The organism is Flavobacterium lacustre, from assembly GCF_027474525.2.
Classification (GTDB): domain Bacteria; phylum Bacteroidota; class Bacteroidia; order Flavobacteriales; family Flavobacteriaceae; genus Flavobacterium; species Flavobacterium lacustre.
This window is the reverse complement of the sequence record NZ_CP114882.2, coordinates 246,944-268,501: the sequence shown is the minus strand read 5'-3', so window position 1 is coordinate 268,501 and position 21,558 is coordinate 246,944. Positions and strand designations below refer to the sequence as shown.

The following is a 21,558-nucleotide window of genomic DNA, read 5'->3' as shown; positions in this document are numbered from 1 at the left end:
TATGGCTAAAGCAACTGCAAAAAAACGTAAAGTTATCGTTGAATCAACGGGAGAAGCTCATATTTCTGCTACCTTCAATAACATCATCATTTCTTTGACAAACAAAAAAGGTGAAGTTATTTCTTGGTCTTCAGCTGGTAAAATGGGTTTTAGAGGTTCTAAAAAGAATACTCCATACGCAGCCCAAATGGCAGCAGAAGATTGTAGTAAAGTAGCTCTTGAGGCTGGACTTAAAAAAGTGAAAGTATATGTAAAAGGACCAGGTAACGGACGTGAGTCTGCTATTCGTTCTTTGCATAACGGTGGAATTGAAGTTACTGAGATTATCGATGTTACTCCAATGCCTCACAATGGGTGTCGTCCTCCAAAAAGACGTAGAGTTTAATACTCAAAATATTTATAGTATAACCTAGATAGAATATAGATTATCGAAGGATAAGACCTGAATTCATAATCTCTATCTTAAACAATTTAAAATGGCAAGATATACTGGTCCAAGTACAAGAATCGCCCGTAAATTCGGCGAAGCAATTTTCGGAGACGATAAAGCTTTCGAAAAAAGAAATTATCCACCCGGACAACACGGGATGGCTAAAAAAAGAGGAAAAAAATCTGAATATGCTGTCCAATTAATGGAAAAGCAAAAAGCTAAATATTCTTATGGAATTTTAGAAAAACAATTCAGAAACTTATTCGAAAAAGCATCAGCTACTAAAGGTGTTACTGGTGAAGTTTTATTACAATTGTGTGAAGCAAGATTAGACAATGTAGTTTTTAGAATGGGTATTGCTCCTTCTAGAAGAGGTGCTCGTCAAATCGTATCACACAGACACATCACTGTAAATGGTGAAGTGGTTAATATTCCTTCTTACCACCTTAAACCTGGTGATAAAGTAGGTGTTCGTGAAAAATCTAAATCTTTAGAAGCTATCGAACGTTCTTTATCAAATTCAAGTCAAGTTTATGAATGGATTACTTGGAATAATGATCTTAAAGAAGGAACTTTTGTTTCTGTACCTGCAAGACTTCAAATTCCAGAAAACATTAAAGAACAATTAATCGTAGAGTTGTACAACAAATAATAATTGACTTAGTCGAAATTTATGGCAATATTTAATTTTCAGAAGCCCGATAAAGTTATCATGATCGATTCAACCGATTTTGAAGGTAAATTTGAATTTAGACCTTTAGAACCTGGTTACGGATTGACAGTTGGTAATGCACTTAGAAGAGTTTTGCTTTCAGCGTTAGAAGGTTATGCAATTACATCGGTTCGTATCGAAGGTGTAGATCATGAGTTTTCTACTATTTCAGGAGTTGTTGAAGACGTTACCGAAATTATTCTTAATCTTAAACAAGTACGTTTCAAACGTCAAATTGAAGATATCGATAATGAAGCAGTTACTATTTCTGTTTCTGGTAAAGATCAATTAACAGCTGGTGATTTTCAAAAATTTATATCAGGTTTTCAAGTTTTGAATCCAGAACTAGTTATCTGTAATTTAGACAGTAAAATCAAACTGAATTTCGATTTAACTATCGAAAAAGGTAGAGGATATGTTCCTGCTGAAGAGAACAAAAAACAGAATGCTGCAATTGGAACCATTTTTACAGATTCTATTTTTACTCCGGTAAAAAACGTAAAATATGCAATTGAAAACTTCCGTGTAGAGCAAAAAACAGATTATGAGAAATTAGTTTTTGAAATAAAAACTGATGGATCTATTAATCCTAAGGATGCTTTGACTGAAGCTGCAAAAGTTTTAATTCACCACTTCATGTTGTTTTCTGACGAAAGAATTACACTCGAGGCTGACGAAATTGCACAAACAGAATCGTATGACGAAGAGTCATTACACATGAGACAATTGCTTAAAACTAAGCTTGTTGATATGGATTTATCTGTAAGAGCATTAAATTGTTTGAAAGCGGCTGAAGTTGATACACTTGGAGATTTAGTATCTTTCAATAAAAATGACCTAATGAAATTCCGTAATTTCGGTAAAAAATCTTTAACTGAACTAGATGAACTAGTTGCAATTAAAAATTTAAACTTCGGAATGGATTTAGCAAAATACAAATTAGATAAAGAATAATTCAGTCCCGATTGTATAATCGGGGTTAAATTTAACATAGCAATGAGACACGGAAAAAAATTCAATCACTTAAGCAGACAGACTGCACATAGAAAATCTATGTTGGCTAATATGGCTTGTTCTCTTATCGAGCACAAACGTATTAACACTACTGTTGCTAAAGCAAAAGCGCTTAAACAATTTGTTGAGCCTTTAATAACAAAATCTAAAGCGGATACTACTCACAATCGTCGTATCGTTTTTGCTTACTTACGTAGTAAATATGCTGTAACTGACTTGTTCAGAGACGTAGCTGCTAAAGTAGGAGACCGTCCAGGTGGATACACTCGTATCATTAAAGTTGGAAATCGTTTAGGAGATAATGCTGATATGGCAATGATCGAATTGGTTGATTTCAATGAACTTTACAATGGTGGTAAAAAAGAAGTTAAAAAAGCAAAAAGCCGTCGTGGTGGTAAAGCTAAGAAAGCTGATGAAGCTTCTGAAGCTCCAGTTGCTGAAACTGAAACAACTACTGACGCTGCTGAATAGTTATGAAAATAACCATTTAATAAAAATCAAGGATAGACTAGTGTTAGTTTATCCTTTTTTTTGTGATTAATTAAAAGCACACATAATATTTTATGAAATATAATCTTTTTTTTGTTTTTTATCTTTTTGTAATATTTACTGTTTCGTCACAATCGGTTAGTGATACTTACAGGACAGCTATTAATGATGGGGACATGAGTAATAATGGTATCTGGTTACCAGGAAAATCAATTAGTTCTCATATCGAAGGCTCAACTTATTTATTTTCTAATTGGGTCGGTTCTTATAAAGTAATTTCTAAAAAGGGAATAACTGCTTCATTATTTAATTTAAATTATAATTTAAATTCTAAAAAACTGGAAGCCTTTGTTTCTAAAGATTCTGTTTTTCAATACGATCTTAGTCAATTTGATTATGTAATACTTCAGGATAAAAAGTTTAAAGTTTTAAATGAGGATTTATTAGATGGTCTTTTCTACGAAGTTTTTAATGGGAATAGAATAAAATTGTTTAAAGAGGCTACACTTATTGTTGAATACGGAGTTTTAAATCCACTTACGCAAACTAAAATGCAGGAAGATAAATATGTTAAAATGTATTCCTATTATTTTTTTTTCAATGGAAAATATGAAAAAGCTAAACTCAATAAAAATTCAATAGTAAAGTACACAAAAGATAAAAGTGTATTGGTTAAAGAATTTGTTTTAAAAAATAAACTGAAGTATGATTTAGATGATGATGTTAGCAAAATTTTGAAATATTTTGATTCTTTAGATTGATAGAAAAGATTGATTATTAAATCCATTCTAGTATACTTTTATAGTTGTTTTTTTGTCTTAAAAAATAACTTAAAAAATTTGTCCTTTTTTGCATATTTTTACCAAGTAATCTTAATTAGATCGATATGAAAAATTGTATATTAGTTTGTTTCCTTATTACTTCTTCAATTATCTTTGCACAAGGTATGCATGATTCACAAAGGTCAGGTTTTACTAATGCAATGCAATATGAGGGTTTGTATTTGACACCTGGACAATTAGATGAATTAAATGGAGGTACTTCAGTGTATTTGTTTTCTAACTGGGAAGGTAAGTTTGAGATTTATATTTCTGATAAAAAAGGATATTCAATTTCGAATCTGAATTATAACCTTAAAACAAATACTCTTGAATCAAAAATTTCTAAAGACTCTGTTTTTCAATTTGATATTAATAAAGTTAAATTTATAAGACAAGGTTCAAAAAAATATAAATTATATAAAATCCATACTGAGAACGAACTTTTTCAAGAAATTTATTTTTCTAATAAAGTTACTTTACTTAAAGGTTTTGATGCTGTTTTAAAAAAAGGCAGCATAAATCCGCTGACACTCGAATACATTCATAAAGACAAATATTCGATAGATGAAAATTATTATTTAAAATTAAACAATACAAATTTTATTGAAATAGACTTAAATAAAAAATCTTTTTTGCAACTTATGGGTGATAAAGCATCTTCTGTTGAAAAGTATGCTTCAGATTTTAAGTTGAGTTTTAAATCTGAAACTGATTTGTTAAAGATATTTCAATACTACGATACCTTATAGTTAAAATAAAATGAAATACACAACACGACAAAAAGCAATTCTACTATTAAGCGACGGAACTATTTTTCATGGTAAATCAATTGGAATTAGTGGAACAACTTTCGGAGAGGTTTGCTTTAATACAGGAATGACAGGATACCAAGAAATTTTTACTGATCCATCTTATTTTGGACAGATAATGGTAGCCACTAACGCACATATTGGTAATTATGGCGTAAATGATAAAGAAGTTGAATCAGAAGGAATTAAAATTGCAGGATTAGTTTGTAAAAACTTTAGTTTTAATTATTCTCGTGAAGATGCTTCTGAGAGTTTAGAGAGTTATTTTACTAAGCAAAACCTTATTTGTATATCTGACGTTGATACAAGGGCTTTAGTGAGCTATATTCGCGATAATGGCGCTATGAATTCTGTTATATGTACAGATGATACTCCAATTGAAGAGTTAAAAGCTGCTTTAGCGAAAGTTCCAGATATGAAAGGTTTAGAATTAGCTTCAAAAGTTTCTACTAAAGAGCCTTACTTCTTTGGGGATGAAAATGCAACTTATAAAATTGCCGCTTTAGATTTAGGTATAAAAACCAATATTCTTCGCAATTTTGCTAAAAGAGATTGCTACATAAAAGTATTTCCTTTTAATTCTACTTATGAAGATTTAGCCGCTTTTAATCCAAATGGTTTTTTCTTATCTAATGGTCCTGGTGATCCTGATCCTCTTTTTAGTGCTATTGAAGTAGCTAAAAATATTCTGAAAAATGACAAACCATTGTTCGGAATTTGTTTGGGACATCAAGTAATTGCTCTTGCAAACGGCGTTTCTACGTATAAAATGTTTAATGGACATAGAGGAATTAATCATCCTGTAAAAAACATAATTTCTGGAAAAGGTGAAATTACTTCTCAAAACCATGGTTTTGCAGTTAACAAAGAAGAATTAGACAATCATCCTGATTTAGAAATCACACATCTTCATCTCAATGACGGAACCGTTGCTGGTATGCGTATGAAAAATAAGAATTGTTTCTCGGTTCAATACCATCCGGAAGCTAGTCCAGGTCCACATGATTCAAGCTATTTGTTTGACCAATTTATTGAGAACATGAAATAAAAAGAGTTTGAGAAAGTTATTCGAAGTAAAATCTCATACCTAATAATAAGAACAGGATAGATTGTTTAACAATTTATCCTGTTTTTTTATGCATACTATTCGATGATGATAATTTATCCAAATAAAAAAGTGTTACAGTTTTTCTATTGAAACTGTAACACTTTTTATAAATATCTATTTGTAGCTATAGTGTTATCCTGCTATTTCTACTATTTTGCTGTCACCAACTAATGAAACTTTTATGAGTCCGTGTTTTGCTAATCCTTTCATGGCAGCATCCCATTTTTTTCCGCTCAAATCTGATTTTATTTTTAATAAACCCAAATCCATTTTGTTTTCATTGGTTTGCAAAAGAGCAAGAATTAATTTCTCTTCGTCTAACAACTCAATTTGGACTTGTTTTTTCTCAGGTCTCATTTGTGGGAACAACAACACTTCTTGAATAGAAGAATTATTAGTTAAAAACATCATCAAACGGTCCATTCCAATTCCTAATCCTGAGGTTGGTGGCATTCCATACTCTAAAGCTCTCAAGAAATCCTCATCAATAATTCCGGTAGCTTCATCATCACCTTTTTCAGATAATCTCATTTGGTCTTCAAAACGTTCTCTTTGGTCAATAGGATCATTTAGTTCAGAATATGCATTGGCTACTTCTTTACCGCAAACCATCAACTCAAAACGTTCTGTCAATTCTGGGTTGTCTCGGTGTTGTTTGCACAAAGGAGACATTTCCTTAGGATAATCTGTAATGAATGTTGGTTGAATATAATTCCCTTCGCATTTAGCGCCAAAAATCTCATCTATCAATTTTCCTTTACCCATCGTAGCATTCACATCAATTCCCATTCCTCTGGCAGCTTCAAATAATTCGGCTTCGTTTTTGCCTGAAATATCAAAACCGGTAAAATGCTTAATGGAATCTGTCATTGTAACGCGAGTATAAGGCGCTTTGAAGTTCACAGTGTGTTCTCCAAAAGTTGCTTCGCTGGTTCCGTTTACCCCAATAGCGCAATGCTCTAGTAAGTTTTCGGTAAAATCCATCATCCAGTTGTAGTCTTTATAAGCTACATATATTTCCATGGCAGTAAATTCCGGGTTGTGCGTTCTATCCATTCCTTCATTACGGAAGTTTTTAGAAAACTCATAAACACCATCAAAACCACCAACAATCAATCTTTTTAGGTACAATTCGTTTGCTATACGCATGTATAACGGAATATCAAGCGAGTTGTGGTGTGTGGTAAAAGGTCTCGCTGCAGCACCCCCGGGAATCGGTTGTAAAACGGGAGTTTCTACCTCTAGATATCCTTTGTCATTAAAGAACGAACGCATCGAATTGAACAATTTTGTTCTCTTGATAAACGTTTCTTTCACATGATCGTTCACAGTCAAATCCACGTAACGACGACGGTATCTTTGTTCCGGATCTGCAAAAGCATCATGTGTTTTTCCGTCAGCATCTGTTTTTACTACAGGAAGTGGTTTCAAGGCTTTAGCCAAAACTGTCAAGCCATAAATATGAACAGAAATTTCACCCACTTGCGTTTTGAAAACTGTTCCGCGAACTCCTATAAAATCGCCAATATCCAATAGTTTTTTGAAAACCACATTGTACATTGTTTTCTCCTCATCAGTCGAAATATCATCTCTTGAAACATAAATCTGGATACGTCCTTCAGCATCTTTCAATTCAGCAAAACTGGCTTTCCCCATGATGCGCTTCCCCATCAAACGTCCTGCTAAAACCACTTCCTTACCTTCATACTTTTCAAAATCGGCTAAGATTTCGCTGGAATAAGCGGTTGTGATAAATTCGGCTGCTGGATAAGGCTCAATGCCTAAATTGCGCAATTCGGTAAGTGCTTCTCTACGTAATATTTCTTGTTCGGATAATGCCATTATATTCTGATTTTAAGTGTGCAAAGATAAGAAAAGATTGCAGATTGCAGAATGCAGATTTCAGTTTTTTTAGAAGCAGAAATAGAGGTAGTTTTCATCGGCATTTGTCCCGCTATTCGTTATATCCACGCCAAAAAAAGGCGCGGGATGTCACTACTATCGGGGCTATTTTACATCTTTTATTTTTTATAAGACCTTTCTTAAAGCTTCAATAGTATTCATCATCAATCAAAAACGTTGTAACTTCGCTTTCAATAAACTATTACTTCCCCTAAAAATGAAAAAGTATTATTTTCTGTTTTTAATTCTCTTTGCGGCGAGTTGTCAAATCACCGAAACCATTTATCTCCAGGAAGACGGAACCGGAAAAATAGAAACAGAGTCACTGCGCGATGAACACAGTTACATGCAATTAGCTGGTGAAAATTATTCGAAAGAAGAAAAATTCGAAGACACCACCTATGTCTTCAATGACTTTATAACAAAGTATTCTGAAACGTTCTCTAAGCTTCCCGTATCAGAACAAGCCATTTTTCAAAAATTTAAAACCGTCAAAGTCCATATCAAGAATAGTTCTTACGAAAAAGAATTTCGAACAACAATCAATCAAAACTTCGATAAAATTTCAGCAGTTCCAGATTTGTATAAAACCCAGGAATATGCGGATGATTTAGAACACAATTATGCCCTCAGTGCAGAAGAACATTATTATAATGTCAGTTATACTTTTGACGGAAGTCTTTTTAAAAGGATAGTGAAAATTACAGATACTCTTGAATTAAAAAAACAACAGGATAAAATTGCAGCATTAAAAACTCAGGTTTCTAATTTTAAAATCAATCAGCCATATGTTTTAAAATATCATTTTCCTCGAAAAATTAAATCAGTTTCAAATGCCAACGCAACAATAAGCGAAGATAAGAAAGCATTAGTATTGCAATTTCTAATAACTGATTGTTTAGAAAATCCTGAAATTACAAATCTCGAAGTAGTTTTAGAGTAAACCTTTGTCAAAGTTCTAAACTTTGACAAAGGTTTACTTTGTATCTTTGCATTTTAGAACACTTTTTAAATGAACAAGACCATCCAACTTCAAGATTTAGGAAATAAAGATTACAACGCAACTTGGCAATATCAGGAAGAATTGTTCAAAGAAATAGTTGACTTAAAAATTAAAAACAGGAGAGAGGAAACGAGTTTGCAAACGCCCAATTATTTCCTTTTTGTTGAGCATCCTCATGTGTATACTTTAGGAAAAAGCGGAGATTTAAGTAATTTATTACTATCTGAAAAACAATTGGAAGCCAAAGGCGCCACTTTTTATAAAATTAATCGCGGTGGTGATATTACGTATCACGGACCGGGACAAATTGTGGGATATCCCATTATAGACTTAGAAAATTTCTTTACAGATATTCATAAATACTTACGTTTTCTTGAAGAAGCTATCATTTTAACGTTGCAGGAATACGGAATCACTTGTGGCAGAAGCGAAGGTGAAACCGGAGTTTGGTTAGGAGTAGGAACACCATTTGCCCGAAAAATTTGTGCCATGGGCGTTCGAGCTTCCCGTTGGGTAACCATGCACGGATTTGCTTTAAACGTAAATGCTGATTTAGGGTATTTTGATAATATTATTCCGTGTGGAATCCGTGGTAAAGCAGTAACCTCATTACAGGTAGAACTTGGCGTAGAAAAAGTAGATGAAGCCGAAGTCAAAGAAAAAATCCTGAAACATTTTGCAAATTTGTTCGACGCTACGTTTGTATCTTAATTTTTTACATACCAATTGCAATTGTTTACAATAACCTAAAATTTTGCGTATTTCAACCTAAGATTTTGGGTCAAGGACCTAAAATTTTACGTATGGGTACGTAAAATTTTAGGCTGTTAACGTAAAATTTTACGTCATGAGGGGTAAAAGTTTACGTCCTTGAGTTAAAATTTTACATAGTATAGGGTAATTTTTTAGGTCCTTAGCGTAAAATTTTACGTAAAACTACTTATAAATTAGTGCTTTTTATAACAGTTAGAAATCAATTTTCAACTGCTCAGGCAATAACCGAAACGTCATTCGGTGGTATTTAGTAACTCCGAATTTTCTAATGGCTTCACGGTGTTCTTTAGTGGGATACCCTTTGTTTTTTTTCCAATTATACATGGGAAATTCCTCGTGAATCCGATTCATATAATCATCCCGATATGTTTTGGCCAATACGGAAGCCGCAGCAATACTCATAAATTTCGCATCTCCTTTTATAATGCTCCTATTAGGAATTGCTTTCAATAATTCTATTTCTGTTTTAGAAAATTGTTTCCCTGAAGTATTTTTTAATCCCAATTTTGCGTTGAGCAATCGATTACCATCAACAATAATAAATTCCGGAATTGGATTTAATTTCAAAACACATTCCTGCATTCCTTTCATCGAAGCATTTAAAATGTTTATTTCATCAATTTCTGTCGGCTCTAAATGGACTACCGCAAACGAGATGGCTTGCTGCTCAATTATAGGTCTTAATTTTTCTCTTGTTTTCTCCGATAATTGTTTGCTGTCATTCAAAATATCATTCTTGAAATCCTTCGGAAGAATAACCGCTGCCGCAGTTACCGGTCCAGCAAGACAACCGCGTCCTGCTTCATCAGTACCGGTTTCTAACATGAATCCTGAAAAGTTATTTTGAAGCATCTTAATTTTTTAAAGAACAAATATTATGAAAATTTATTGAATATTTTTTGTTTACGTTCTAATTCATTTAACATTCTTTAAATAAATGTATTTTTTATTTATACGGTTTTATCATTTACCTTTGCTTCATTAAAATTGTAAAAATAAGTACCTAATTATATCCTTTTTCAAATGAGAATTCTCTTTATATTTTATTTTTTAGCATTGCCAATGCTGTTATTTTCTCAAAAAAAATTTAGTAAAGAGTTCGATATTAATAGTAAATATCAAAGTTCAACGGATACTGTCAGAGCTAAGAAACCGCAAAAAGTGGCAACTATAGATATGTATCGGGTGATTACTTTAGAGCGCGACACAACGTATATTGACACTTCGTTAACCATTCAAAAAGAGTACAGTCATAATTATTTGCGAAAAGATAATTTTGGACTTCTTCCTTTTCCAAATGATGGGCAAACTTACAATACCTTGCAATATAGTTTGACTGAGTTTTCTCCATATCCGGAATTTGGTTTCAAAGCAAAACATTTTAATTTTCTCGAAGCCAACCAAATTAGATATTGTTCGGTAGCTACTCCTGTAACCGAATTGTATTTTAAAACCACACAACAAAAAGGGCAGTCTGTTGATTCATTCATTACTTTAAATACTTCTGAAAACCTTAATTTTTCGATGGCTTATAGAGGATTGCGTTCTACAGGAAAGTATATTAATCAAATGTCAAGTACCGGAAATTTTAGGTTTACGGTAAGTTATAATACTAAAAACAAACGTTATTTTGCTAATACACATTTCACACATCAAGATATATTGAATGAGGAAAATGGCGGAATAACTACCATCGAAGATTTTGAAAGTGAAAATATAGATTATAAAAACAGACAAAGATTAGAAGTTTATTTTACAGATGCCAAATCTTTTTTGAAAGGTAAAAGAGTATTTTTAGATCATTTTTTCAGAGTTAATCCAACCAAAGGTGCCAATAATTTATATGTTACGCATCAATTTAATTACGAAAATAAATTCTTCGAATACAATCAAGCCACGGTTCCATCAACAGTAAACGGAAGTGTAGTTTACCGTTTTGGGGATTCTTTTAAGGATAGCGGTATCAATGATCAAACGCATTATAATAAAATGTATAACAAAGCGGGATTGGTCTATGAAAATACTACTTTAGGTAAATTTCAGTTTTTTGTTGACGATTTCAGGTCCAATTTCTATTATAACAAATTATTAGTTTTTGATAACAGAACAGTTCCGAGTGCTTTGAGCCAAAAGATAAATAGCGCCGGAGGGCAATATGAATACCGCAAAAATAAGTGGAACGGTAAATTTTTATATTCAAGATCCATTACTAATCAGTCTTTGTCTAATCTGGATGCAAAGTTGCAATATGATTTAGATGATGAAAACCAAGTGACATTTCAATATCAGAATATAAATAAATTGCCTAACAATAATTATAATTTGTATCAAAGCAGTTACATAGATTACAATTGGTCTAATGATTTTAAGAACGAAAAAATAAATTCTTTCACTGCAAATGCTACTACACAATGGGTAAATGCGTCATTGCAGTTTTCGGTGTTGAATGATCATTTGTATTTTGATGATGTATCAACAGCTTCACAAAAGCTGGCCAATACACAAATTGTGTCACCATCTCAATACAATGGAACCATTAATTATTTATCGGTTAAACTAAGCAAAGAGATTCAATTTGGTAAATTTGCATTAGACAACACTTTTTTATATCAAAAAGTAGATCAACAAGATGCTATTTTGAATGTTCCTGAAATTGTAACGAGAAATACCTTTTATTTCTCTAATTATTTTTTCAAAAAAGCATTGTATTTGCAAACAGGAATCGTTTTTAATTATTTTACAAAGTATTATGCGAATGATTATAATCCGGTTGTAGGTGAGTTTTTTGTTCAGCGCGAAAAGGAAATTGGAAATTTTCCTAATTTAGATTTCTTCATTAATGCCAGAATTCAACGCACGAGAATTTATTTTAAAGCAGAACATTTCAATTCTTCTTTGACAGGAAATAATTTTTATTCTTCACCAAATAACCCATATCGTGACTTCACCATTCGTTTTGGTTTAGTTTGGAATTTCTTTCAGTAACGTTCTACGCTTTATTTCGTAATAAAAGCTCTTAAAGATATAGAACTATTACTTATATTTGTTTATTATATAGGAATAGTAGAGTTTAATAAGCCCCACTAAATTCAATCATTAAAAAGAGAAACGATGAATTATTCAGAAAATATATTAGGTACTATAGGTAACACACCATTAGTAAAACTTCATAAAGTCGTTGCCGGAATAGACGCTTTGGTACTCGCCAAAGTAGAAACCTTTAATCCTGGAAATTCTGTAAAAGACAGAATGGCCGTAAAAATGATTGAAGATGCCGAAGCTGACGGAAGATTAAAACCCGGTGGAACTATTATCGAAGGGACTTCTGGCAATACAGGAATGGGGTTAGCCTTAGTGGCAATAATAAAAGGATATAAACTGATTTGTGTAATTTCGGACAAACAATCCAAAGAAAAAATGGATATTCTTCGTGCCGTAGGAGCCAAAGTTATTGTTTGTCCTACTGATGTTGAACCAACAGATCCGCGTTCTTATTATTCGGTTTCAAAAAGGTTAGCCGAAGATACTCCTAATTCATGGTACGTCAATCAATATGATAATCCATCAAATTCGATGGCGCATTATGAACAAACCGGTCCTGAAATTTGGGAGCAAACCGAAGGTAAAATCACTCATTTTGTGGTGGGTGTTGGTACAGGAGGAACTATTTCGGGTGTTGGAAAATATTTAAAAGAGAAAAATCCAAACATCAAAATCTGGGGTATTGATACTTATGGTTCTGTATTTAAAAAATACCATGAAACCGGCATTTTCGATGAAAATGAAATTTATTCGTACATCACCGAAGGAATTGGCGAAGATATTTTACCTAAAAATGTTGATTTTTCATTGATAGACGGATTCACAAAAGTTACCGATAAAGATGCGGCGGTGTATACGCGTAAAATTGCGCTTGAAGAAGGTATTTTTGTTGGGAATTCGGCAGGCGCAGCTATAAAAGGATTGTTGCAGCTCAAGGAACATTTCAAACCAGATGATGTTGTTGTGGTTTTATTTCATGATTCAGGAAGTCGTTATGTGGGTAAAATGTTTAACGATGACTGGATGCGCGAGCGTGGTTTTCTGGATGAGGACATTACAAAAGCCGAAGATGTTATTAAAGACCATATCAATAAACCATTGATTGTTGTACGAACAGAAGAGTTAGTTTCACACGCAATCGAAAGAATGCGTAAATATAAAATATCACAAATTCCGGTAATCGATGTTACAGGATTTGTAGGGTCTGTTGATGAAAGTGATTTGTTCCAAAGTTACGTTGCTGATAAAAATGTAGCAGATAAACCCATTAAAGAGGTTATGGGAAAACCATTTCCTATAGTAAAATTAGGAACGCCGATCGAAGAACTATCCAAGCTGTTTACTAGAGAAAACGATGCGGTTTTGGTAGATTTAGAAAATGGCAGCCATCATATTATAACAAAATCGGATATTATCGGTTCGATAAAATAAGAGACTTTAGTTCTCATTTTAATTGTATAGCCTGTAAGATTTAAAGATTTTACAGGCTTTATTAATTTGTATGGTTTTAAAAATTAATCCGAAATGAGGAAAACCGTAAAGGAATAATTATAAGCTTATTTATTTTTGAAAAAACAAAAATATTTTATGGAAATGGATACGATAAAAAGTAAAATCATGGAAATTCATGACGTTTGGTATGTTTTAGGAGACGGTTTGGATTGTTTTAATTACGGTGAAATTCACGAAAGTTATGTGATCGAAATAATATCCAGTTATTGTATTGATAAAGGCTATGAAGTAGAAGGTTTTCCTATTCAGAAAAGAATTTTAAGTTTGATTAATGGCGGTGTTGATGAAGATTATTTTTGCTATAATCGCTACGTGAAATATCTGGATGTTTTAGCAACAAATCATGACGATGTGTTTGAATTAATGTATTTTTATTCATCAACATTCTGGCCGGAACATTTTTCGAGTAAAAAACAATATAAAGAAATTTTATTAGATTATGTAAGCTGCGACGTTTATGAAATAGAATTTTGATTTGTAAAGAAGGATTCGTTTTTTTAGATTTTGAAAATAAAAAGGATATTTATTTTCTATGAACTCTAGTTATTAAAATTATATTTGTAATTCAATTGATGAAGAAAATAAAGGAAATTCCATGTGCTTTGATTTTTCTAAATTGTATTATAAAATAGTAAACCCAAATGACTTTCACCGCCATAGATTTTGAAACAGCAACAGCATATCATCCGTGTTCTGTTGGTATTGTAACCGTAGAAAACGGAATAATAGTAGATGAATTCGTTAGTTTAATCAAACCACCAAATAATTTATACTCTCCTTTTACGATTCAGGTTCATGGTATTTATCCAAAAGATACTGTTAATGCAAAATCATTTGCGCAAGTGTATCCTGAAATTAAAAAAAGACTGCAAAACAGAATAGTTGTAGCTCATAATGAAAGTTTTGACAGGAACGTATTGGCTAAATCAATGCTTCTTTATAATTTAGATTATTCAGATTTGAATATTGCCAGCCGCTGGGAATGTACTGTTAAAATTTATAAAGCTAAAGGTTTAAAGCCAACTAAATTAAGTGATTGCTGTCGTGAGATGAATATTTCTTTAAATCATCACGAAGCTTTATCCGATGCCAGAGCTTGTGCCAAATTGTATTTAATGAAATAAATTTCTTTCATTTCTGTTTTTTTTTACTACTTTAGTATCTCCGCTATATGCCATTACTAATAGTCTGAAATATGAAAGAAGATTTTCTTCATTACCTCTGGAAGTTCAAAAAGTTTGATTCTTTGAATTTGAAAACATTCAATGGAGAAATAATTACAATCTTGTCAGTAGGGCAATATTTAGAATTGTCCGGACCGGATTTCTTTAATGCCCAGATTACAATTGGTAATCAAAAATGGGCGGGAAATATAGAAATTCATTTAAAATCTTCGGATTGGTATGTGCATCATCACGAAAGAGATGCTGCTTATGAAAACGTAATTCTACACGTAGTTTGGGAACATGACACCGAAATTTTTAGGAAAAATAATACTGAAATTCCTGTTTTAGAACTCAAAAAATATGTTGACGCTCTGACAATTGCTAATTATCAATCCTTAATGTTGCAAAAATCTTGGATTTTTTGTGAGAAACAAATTAAAGAGATTGATTCTTTTTTATTCGAAAATTGGCAGGAACGATTATTTTTTGAGCGATTAGAAAGAAAATCTAACCCTATTTTTGAATTATTAGAACAAACGCATCACGATTGGGAAGCCGTTTTATTTTGTCTTTTGGCTAAGAATTTTGGTTTGAATACCAATGGTGAAATTTTTATGAAAATTGCCCAATCAATTCCTTTTTCTGTCATTAGAAAAGAAAGTTTTGAAATAGAAAATTTAGAGGCATTGTTTTTTGGAAATTCAGGATTGTTGAACTCAGAAAATGAAGATAACTATTTCAAAGATTTAAAATTTAGATATTTTTATTTGCTTCATAAATATCAGATGGATAAGAAAATAATCGAACCAGTACAGTTTTTTAAACATCGACCGGATAATTTCCCTACAATAAGACTCTCTCAATTGGCTAACGTATACCACAAGCACCAGAATTTATTTTCGAAAATAAGTACTTTAAAGTCTCTTGAGAATATTTATGAAGTATTCGCGGTTTCCGTATCTGAATATTGGCAAAATCATTATCAGTTTGATAAGGAAAGTCCAAAGAAAAAGAAATTACTCTCTAAGTCATTTGTAGATTTATTAGTCATAAATACTATTATTCCGTTGCAATTTGCTTACGCCAAAAGTCAAGGTAAGGAAATCTCTGAAGACCTGATTTATCTTTTGAAACAAGTTACTCCTGAGAAAAATGCGGTTTTAGACAAATTTATTTCTTTTGGAATTCAGTCGAAAAATGCTTTTGAGACGCAATCGTTATTACAGCTTAAAAACGAATATTGCAATAAAAGTAAGTGCTTGGAATGCGCTATTGGAATAGAATTATTAAAAAAAGTGAATTGAGTTATTTCTGCATTTCATATAGTAGAAATGGTATAATGTTGTAAATTTGTTTCTCGATTCAACAAATAATCAAATCAACTAAAGCATGTCTGCAGTTATAAAACTTAAATTTTTTTTTGAAAAGTATGGCTTCCATGTTTCTTCTCGTTTAGCTGATACATTAGGAATGCGCGCCAGTAGTGTGCGATTGTTTTTTATCTACTTGTCGTTTGTTACTGTTGGATTGTGGTTTGCCGTTTATTTGACATTGGCTTTTTGGATTCGTCTAAAGGATTTAATTAGAGCTAAACGTACCTCGGTTTTTGATTTGTAAAGAAATTAAATAAAAAAAAGGATTTTAAAGTTGAAAACAGCTTTAAAATCCTTTTTTAATTTGGGTTGTAGTGTGTTATTTTTCTGGATTGTTCAGGACACTATTTTTCTTGCCGTAAGCAAAATAGAAAATTACTCCTAATGCCATCCATACAAATAGTCTCAACCAGTTTGTCCAGCCTAAGCCGTACATCATAGCAAAACAAACACCAACTCCTAATATCGGTACAAGCGGTACGAAAGGAGTTTTGAATTCACGAACCATATTAGGTTCTTTTTTTCTTAGAATGATTACGGAAACACATACAAGTGAAAAAGCAAATAAGGTTCCTATACTTGTCATATCACCTACAATATCACCAGGTACAAAAGCTGCAAAAGCTCCAACTATTACTAAAATAGCAATATTTGCTTTGTAAGGTGTTTTGTATTTTGGATGAAGATCACTGAATGATTTAGGTAATAATCCATCTTTACCCATTGCATAAAAAACTCTGGATTGACCTAATAGCATCACTAAAATAACAGAAGAAAATCCGGCCAAAATAGCTACTGTTACCAGTTGACCTAACCAAGCATATCCAATCATGTATTTATCGATAGCGAATGCTACTGAAGCTTCTTTACCTCCAGTTCTAAAGTCTTCAACTGTTGCAACTCCTGTCAAGACATGTGCAAAAAGAATATATAAAATAGTACAAACGGCTAATGATCCTAATATTCCAATTGGCATAGCTCTTTTTGGGTTTTTAGTTTCTTGGGCTGCTGTACTTACAGCATCAAATCCAATAAATGCAAAGAAAACCGTTCCTGCTGCACCTAAAATCCCCATTACTCCTCCGTAATTATGGCCAACACCATGTTCATCTGTAAAAATAGAACTTGGTGGAATATAAGGAGTATGATTTGCAGGGTTTACAAAATTCCAACCAATAACAATGATTAGTACAACAATTACAACTTTAACTACTACAATAATTCCATTTACAAAAGCTGATTCTTGAATCCCTTTTATCAATAATAAACTAATTGCACCTACTATGAATAGTGCTGGTAAATTGATTATTCCTTGTTCCCCAGTCAACGAAGTCTGAAAAGGGGAATGACATAGCGAATATGGTATAGGGCTCATATGGAGCACATTAATCAATAGATTGTTTAAATATTCACTCCAGGCAATCCCAACTGTTGCTGCTCCTACAGCATATTCAAGGATTAAATCCCAGCCAATAATCCAAGCTAGGAACTCTCCCATTGTGGCATATGTATATGTATATGCGCTACCAGAAATTGGAATTGAAGATGAAAGTTCTGCATAACATAAGCCAGCTAAAGCACACCCAATTGCAGCAACAATGAAGGCAATCGTTACGGAAGGTCCTGCGCTCTGAGCAGCAGCAGTTGCTGTTCTTACAAACAGTCCGGCACCAATAATAGCGCCAATTCCTAATGCAATTAATGACCAAGCGGTTAGCGTTCTTTTTAATCCTTTTTCGGAGTCAGCAGCTTCTGCTAAAAGTTGTGCCAATGGTTTTCTTTTCCAAATAGACATATTATTTTTAGTTTTATTGTTATTAGTTTTCAAATGTATTGTTTTTTATAAAAAATAAAAACAAAAATTATGTTTTAAGTTATAAAAAATATTCAAAAGCAGTTTTGTTGATGGGTAGCTCCGGTATAAGATGCTTTTTGGGGTGATATATACTCATATAACAGGGGTAGTTGTTTTAGTTTGTCTTTATGTAGTATTTAATTTTTTTTCATGGGAATGGTAAGTAGGAAATTATTTCGTATTTTTAGAAAATGAAAATATTAAATCAGATTCAGTAATTTCCTTTTGAAAAATGAGTTTTAAAACCATAAAAACATATTTTAATTTTTCCCGTGACCAACGTAACGGTATATTGGTACTTTTTTGTTTTATTATTGCCTTGCAAATGATTTATTTTTTTGTTGATTTTAGTGTGATTTCAAAAGAATATCCCGCTAAGCAAAAATGGCTTTCGTTACAATCTGAAATTGATTCGATGAAAGGGGAAGTGCCAAAGTATTCGCCAAAAATATACCCTTTCAATCCAAATTTCATTACAGATTATAAAGGCTATAAATTAGGGATGTCTGTGCAGGAAATAGACCGATTGCTGGCTTTTAGAAAAGAAAATAAATATGTCAATTCTCCGCAGGAATTTCAAAATGTCACAAAAGTTTCTGATTCTTTATTAAAAAAAATAACTCCGTATTTTAAATTTCCGGATTGGGTTAACGCTAAAAAGGATTCTAAGGATTTTAAGAAATTTTCAAATACGGCTTTCGCCAAAAAAGAAAAGATAGTTTTGATAGACATTAACAAAGCTTCACAAGAGGATTTAATTAAAATATACGGAATAGGAGAGGCGATTTCACTTCGAATTTTAAAACAAAAAGAAAGTTTAGGCGGATTTGTATCTATGGAACAAATGAATGACGTTTGGGGACTTTCGCCCGAAGTTGTTGAAAACTTGAATGCTCATTTTAAAGTTCTGGTACTTCCCAATCTGAAGAAAATAGATATAAATAATGCTTCTTTAAAAGAACTTTCACAATTTCCTTATTTCAAATATCCGCTTGCTAAACAAATCGTAACGTTCCGAAGTATGAATGGAGATATTAAGAATGTTGAGGATTTAATAAAAATTAAGGGTTTTCCTGTTGAAAAAGCAAATATAATTGGCTTATATTTGGACTTTTAAAAACAAAAACGATTACGATGAACTTCGATTACAACGAAACACAGTCTTTGATTGCACAATCTATACGAGATTTCGCGGAACATAATATCAGACCTTATATAATGGATTGGGATGAAGCTCAGATATTTCCTGTTCCTTTGTTTAAAAAACTGGGGAAAATGGGATTTATGGGGATTTTAGTTCCTCATGAACTGGGAGGTTCCGGTTTAGGATATCATGAATATGTTACCATTGTGGAGGAAATTTCAAAAGTAGATCCCTCAATTGGTTTGTCAGTCGCGGCTCATAATTCATTATGCGTTAATCATATTTTGACCTTTGGAAACGAAGAGCAAAAGAAAAAATGGATTCCAAAACTAGCTTCTGGTGAACATATTGGTGCTTGGGGATTGACGGAACATGGCACGGGTTCGGATGCTGGAGGAATGAATACTACGGCGGTAAAAGACGGTGATTCTTGGATTGTTAATGGTTCTAAAAATTTTATTACGCATGCCATTTCCGGAGATATTGCTGTTGTAATTGTTCGTACGGGTGAAAAAGGAGATTCAAAAGGAATGACCGCTTTTGTATTTGAAAAAGGAATGCCGGGATTTAGTTCCGGGAAAAAAGAAAATAAATTAGGAATGCGTGCCAGCGAAACGGCTGAATTGATATTTGATAATTGCAAAATACCTGATGCTAATCGGTTAGGTGATGTTGGGCAAGGTTTTATTCAGGCGATGAAAATTCTTGATGGCGGCAGAATATCAATTGGAGCATTGTCGTTAGGAATTGCAAAAGGCGCTTATGAAGCCGCTTTAAAATATTCGAAAGAAAGACATCAGTTTGGGAAAGCAATTTCCGAGTTTCAAGGAATTGCCTTTAAACTGGCTGATATGGCAACTGAAATCGAAGCGTCAGAATTATTATTGTATAAAGCTGCTTTCCTTAAAGAACAGCATAAACCAGTTACCACAATGGGGGCAATGGCAAAAATGTATGCTTCCGAAGTTTGTGTCAAAGTATCAAACGAAGCGATTCAAATTCATGGAGGTTATGGATATACTAAGGATTATCCTGTTGAAAAATTCTACAGAGATTCTAAATTATGTACTATTGGGGAAGGAACTACTGAGATTCAAAAGATAGTGATTTCCAGAAATATTTTGAAAGAGTAACAGGTTTTAATCTTTTATCTTTCTTCTTTAAAATAATTGATAATTTATGATTCAAAATTCAAAATAAAAATATACTTTTGCGCTCTTAACGAAAGGGGGTGATAAAATTATGTTAATTATACCAATTAAAGACGGAGAAAATATCGATAGAGCGTTAAAACGTTACAAAAGAAAGTTTGATAAAACTGGAACTGTTCGTCAACTAAGAGCACGTACTGCTTTTATAAAGCCATCAGTAACAAATAGAATCAAAATTCAAAAAGCGGCTTATATCCAAAATATGAGAGATAACTTAGAGAGTTAGTCAATATCTATTAAAATAAATTACCGTTAGTCATCATAATTTTATAAATTTGATGCTAACGGTTTTTTTATGACTACTAATAAAGATGCATTCAGTGATTATTTGCAATTGGAGAAAAAATATTCTCCTCATACTGTGAATGCTTATTTAAATGATGTGATTAGTTTCGAGTCGTTTAATGCAATTCATTTTGACCAAGAAAATGTAGAGCAAGTAAATTACGGTCAAATTAGAAATTGGATAGTGTCGCTTGTAGATAGTGGTATTTCTAATAGCTCTGTGAATAGAAAGATAGCTTCCTTAAAAGCATTTTATAAATTTCTGTTGAAAATTAAACAAATAGAAATAAATCCGTTGTTAAAACACAAGGCGTTAAAAGTTCCAAAAACGCTACAAATTCCATTTTCGGAGAAAGAAGTTGAAGAAGCGCTAAGTCAAATGCAAAATCCACAGGGTTTTGAAGCTATTAGAAACAAGCTTATTGTTGATTTGTTTTATACTACAGGTGTGCGGAGAACGGAACTTATTCATTTGAAGAAGATTAATGTTGATTTGGCTAAGAATACAATCAAGGTTCTTGGTAAAAGAAACAAAGAACGGATTCTTCCTCTTTTGCCAATTGTGGCAAATCAGTTTTTGTTATACGGTCAAGAACGGCTGAATTTAGCTGTGATTGTTGATGCAGATTATTTTTTTCTCACAAAAAAAGGGTTAAAATTAAACGATTCCTTTGTGTATCGATTAATAAATTCTTACTTTAGTACTGTCTCCGAGAAAGTAAAAAAAAGTCCTCATATATTAAGACATACATTTGCGACTCATTTATTAAACAACGGGGCCGATTTGAATTCAGTGAAAGAATTATTGGGACATTCTAGTTTAGCGTCTACACAGATATACACGCATAATAGTTTATCAGAACTAAAAAAAGTATATCAAGAAGCGCATCCAAGAGGTCAAAAATGAT

22 protein-coding genes are annotated in these 21,558 nt (G+C 32.5%); 19 read left to right on the top strand and 3 right to left on the bottom strand.

The annotated features are described in order from the left end of the window. Position 1: 1 nt before the first annotated feature. From rpsK to carA, 7 genes are all read left to right on the top strand, one after another. On the top strand, positions 2–385 hold the full coding sequence (gene rpsK, locus O6P34_RS01280; RefSeq protein ID WP_024981527.1) for a 30S ribosomal protein S11: 384 nt from the start codon (positions 2–4) through the stop codon (positions 383–385). A 91-nt stretch (positions 386–476) separates the two neighbouring features. Then, positions 477–1,082, top strand: a complete 606-nt coding sequence (rpsD, locus tag O6P34_RS01275) for a 30S ribosomal protein S4 (protein WP_269685545.1) — start codon at positions 477–479, stop codon at positions 1,080–1,082. 21 nt (positions 1,083–1,103) lie between these two features. Continuing rightward, a complete protein-coding gene (locus O6P34_RS01270; RefSeq protein WP_269685544.1) occupies positions 1,104–2,096 on the top strand; it encodes a DNA-directed RNA polymerase subunit alpha in 993 nt (330 codons plus the stop codon). Between the two features lie 42 nt (positions 2,097–2,138). Further along, positions 2,139–2,627, top strand: a complete 489-nt coding sequence (rplQ, locus tag O6P34_RS01265) for a 50S ribosomal protein L17 (RefSeq protein WP_269685543.1) — start codon at positions 2,139–2,141, stop codon at positions 2,625–2,627. A gap of 92 nt (positions 2,628–2,719) precedes the next feature. Next, complete coding sequence (locus tag O6P34_RS01260) at positions 2,720–3,406, top strand: hypothetical protein (protein WP_269685542.1); 687 nt, start codon at positions 2,720–2,722, stop codon at positions 3,404–3,406. Between the two features lie 125 nt (positions 3,407–3,531). Next, positions 3,532–4,215, top strand: coding sequence for a hypothetical protein (locus O6P34_RS01255; protein ID WP_269685541.1), 684 nt, complete (start codon positions 3,532–3,534; stop codon positions 4,213–4,215). Positions 4,216–4,225: 10 nt separating this feature from the next. Further along, complete coding sequence (gene carA, locus O6P34_RS01250) at positions 4,226–5,323, top strand: glutamine-hydrolyzing carbamoyl-phosphate synthase small subunit (RefSeq protein WP_269685540.1); 1,098 nt, start codon at positions 4,226–4,228, stop codon at positions 5,321–5,323. 192 nt (positions 5,324–5,515) lie between these two features. Here the strand turns inward: carA and lysS are convergent, their stop codons facing one another. Next, a complete protein-coding gene (gene lysS, locus O6P34_RS01245) occupies positions 5,516–7,225 on the bottom strand; it encodes a lysine--tRNA ligase (protein WP_269685539.1) in 1,710 nt (569 codons plus the stop codon). Positions 7,226–7,502: 277 nt separating this feature from the next. Between lysS and O6P34_RS01240 the strand changes: the two genes are divergently transcribed. Further along, positions 7,503–8,228 (top strand): hypothetical protein, encoded by a 726-nt coding sequence (locus O6P34_RS01240; RefSeq protein ID WP_269685538.1) that lies wholly within the window; start codon positions 7,503–7,505, stop codon positions 8,226–8,228. A gap of 69 nt (positions 8,229–8,297) precedes the next feature. Further along, a complete protein-coding gene (lipB, locus tag O6P34_RS01235) occupies positions 8,298–8,999 on the top strand; it encodes a lipoyl(octanoyl) transferase LipB (RefSeq protein ID WP_269685537.1) in 702 nt (233 codons plus the stop codon). 255 nt (positions 9,000–9,254) lie between these two features. Here the strand turns inward: lipB and rnhB are convergent, their stop codons facing one another. Further along, positions 9,255–9,914: a ribonuclease HII gene (gene rnhB, locus O6P34_RS01230; protein WP_269685536.1), complete on the bottom strand. Its 660-nt coding sequence runs from the start codon at positions 9,912–9,914 to the stop codon at positions 9,255–9,257. Between the two features lie 171 nt (positions 9,915–10,085). Between rnhB and O6P34_RS01225 the strand changes: the two genes are divergently transcribed. The 6 genes from O6P34_RS01225 to O6P34_RS01200 all read left to right on the top strand — a co-directional run bounded on the left by O6P34_RS01225 (position 10,086) and on the right by O6P34_RS01200 (position 16,399). Next, positions 10,086–12,047 (top strand): putative porin, encoded by a 1,962-nt coding sequence (locus O6P34_RS01225; RefSeq protein WP_269685535.1) that lies wholly within the window; start codon positions 10,086–10,088, stop codon positions 12,045–12,047. Positions 12,048–12,173: 126 nt separating this feature from the next. Further along, complete coding sequence (locus tag O6P34_RS01220) at positions 12,174–13,535, top strand: pyridoxal-phosphate dependent enzyme (RefSeq protein WP_269685534.1); 1,362 nt, start codon at positions 12,174–12,176, stop codon at positions 13,533–13,535. 162 nt (positions 13,536–13,697) lie between these two features. Then, positions 13,698–14,090, top strand: a complete 393-nt coding sequence (locus O6P34_RS01215) for a hypothetical protein (RefSeq protein WP_269685533.1) — start codon at positions 13,698–13,700, stop codon at positions 14,088–14,090. 167 nt (positions 14,091–14,257) lie between these two features. Beyond that, on the top strand, positions 14,258–14,740 hold the full coding sequence (locus tag O6P34_RS01210) for a 3'-5' exonuclease (RefSeq protein ID WP_269685532.1): 483 nt from the start codon (positions 14,258–14,260) through the stop codon (positions 14,738–14,740). 71 nt (positions 14,741–14,811) lie between these two features. Further along, on the top strand, positions 14,812–16,086 hold the full coding sequence (locus O6P34_RS01205; protein WP_269685531.1) for a DUF2851 family protein: 1,275 nt from the start codon (positions 14,812–14,814) through the stop codon (positions 16,084–16,086). Positions 16,087–16,171: 85 nt separating this feature from the next. Then, on the top strand, positions 16,172–16,399 hold the full coding sequence (locus O6P34_RS01200) for a PspC domain-containing protein (RefSeq protein WP_269685530.1): 228 nt from the start codon (positions 16,172–16,174) through the stop codon (positions 16,397–16,399). 75 nt (positions 16,400–16,474) lie between these two features. On the opposite strand, the gene O6P34_RS01195 is transcribed toward O6P34_RS01200, so the two are convergent. Continuing rightward, positions 16,475–17,950 carry an amino acid permease gene (locus tag O6P34_RS01195; protein ID WP_269685529.1) on the bottom strand — a complete coding sequence of 492 codons (1,476 nt, stop codon included), beginning with the start codon at positions 17,948–17,950 and terminating at the stop codon, positions 16,475–16,477. A 292-nt stretch (positions 17,951–18,242) separates the two neighbouring features. On the opposite strand from O6P34_RS01195, the gene O6P34_RS01190 reads away from it, so the two are divergent. The 4 genes from O6P34_RS01190 to O6P34_RS01175 all read left to right on the top strand — a co-directional run bounded on the left by O6P34_RS01190 (position 18,243) and on the right by O6P34_RS01175 (position 21,557). Next, positions 18,243–19,127, top strand: coding sequence for a ComEA family DNA-binding protein (locus O6P34_RS01190; protein ID WP_269685528.1), 885 nt, complete (start codon positions 18,243–18,245; stop codon positions 19,125–19,127). Positions 19,128–19,144: 17 nt separating this feature from the next. Beyond that, positions 19,145–20,287, top strand: coding sequence for an acyl-CoA dehydrogenase family protein (locus O6P34_RS01185; protein ID WP_269685527.1), 1,143 nt, complete (start codon positions 19,145–19,147; stop codon positions 20,285–20,287). Between the two features lie 109 nt (positions 20,288–20,396). Further along, on the top strand, positions 20,397–20,591 hold the full coding sequence (rpsU, locus tag O6P34_RS01180) for a 30S ribosomal protein S21 (RefSeq protein WP_035670421.1): 195 nt from the start codon (positions 20,397–20,399) through the stop codon (positions 20,589–20,591). Between the two features lie 69 nt (positions 20,592–20,660). Next, positions 20,661–21,557, top strand: coding sequence for a tyrosine-type recombinase/integrase (locus O6P34_RS01175; protein ID WP_269685526.1), 897 nt, complete (start codon positions 20,661–20,663; stop codon positions 21,555–21,557). The last annotated feature ends 1 nt before the right edge of the window (position 21,558 follow it).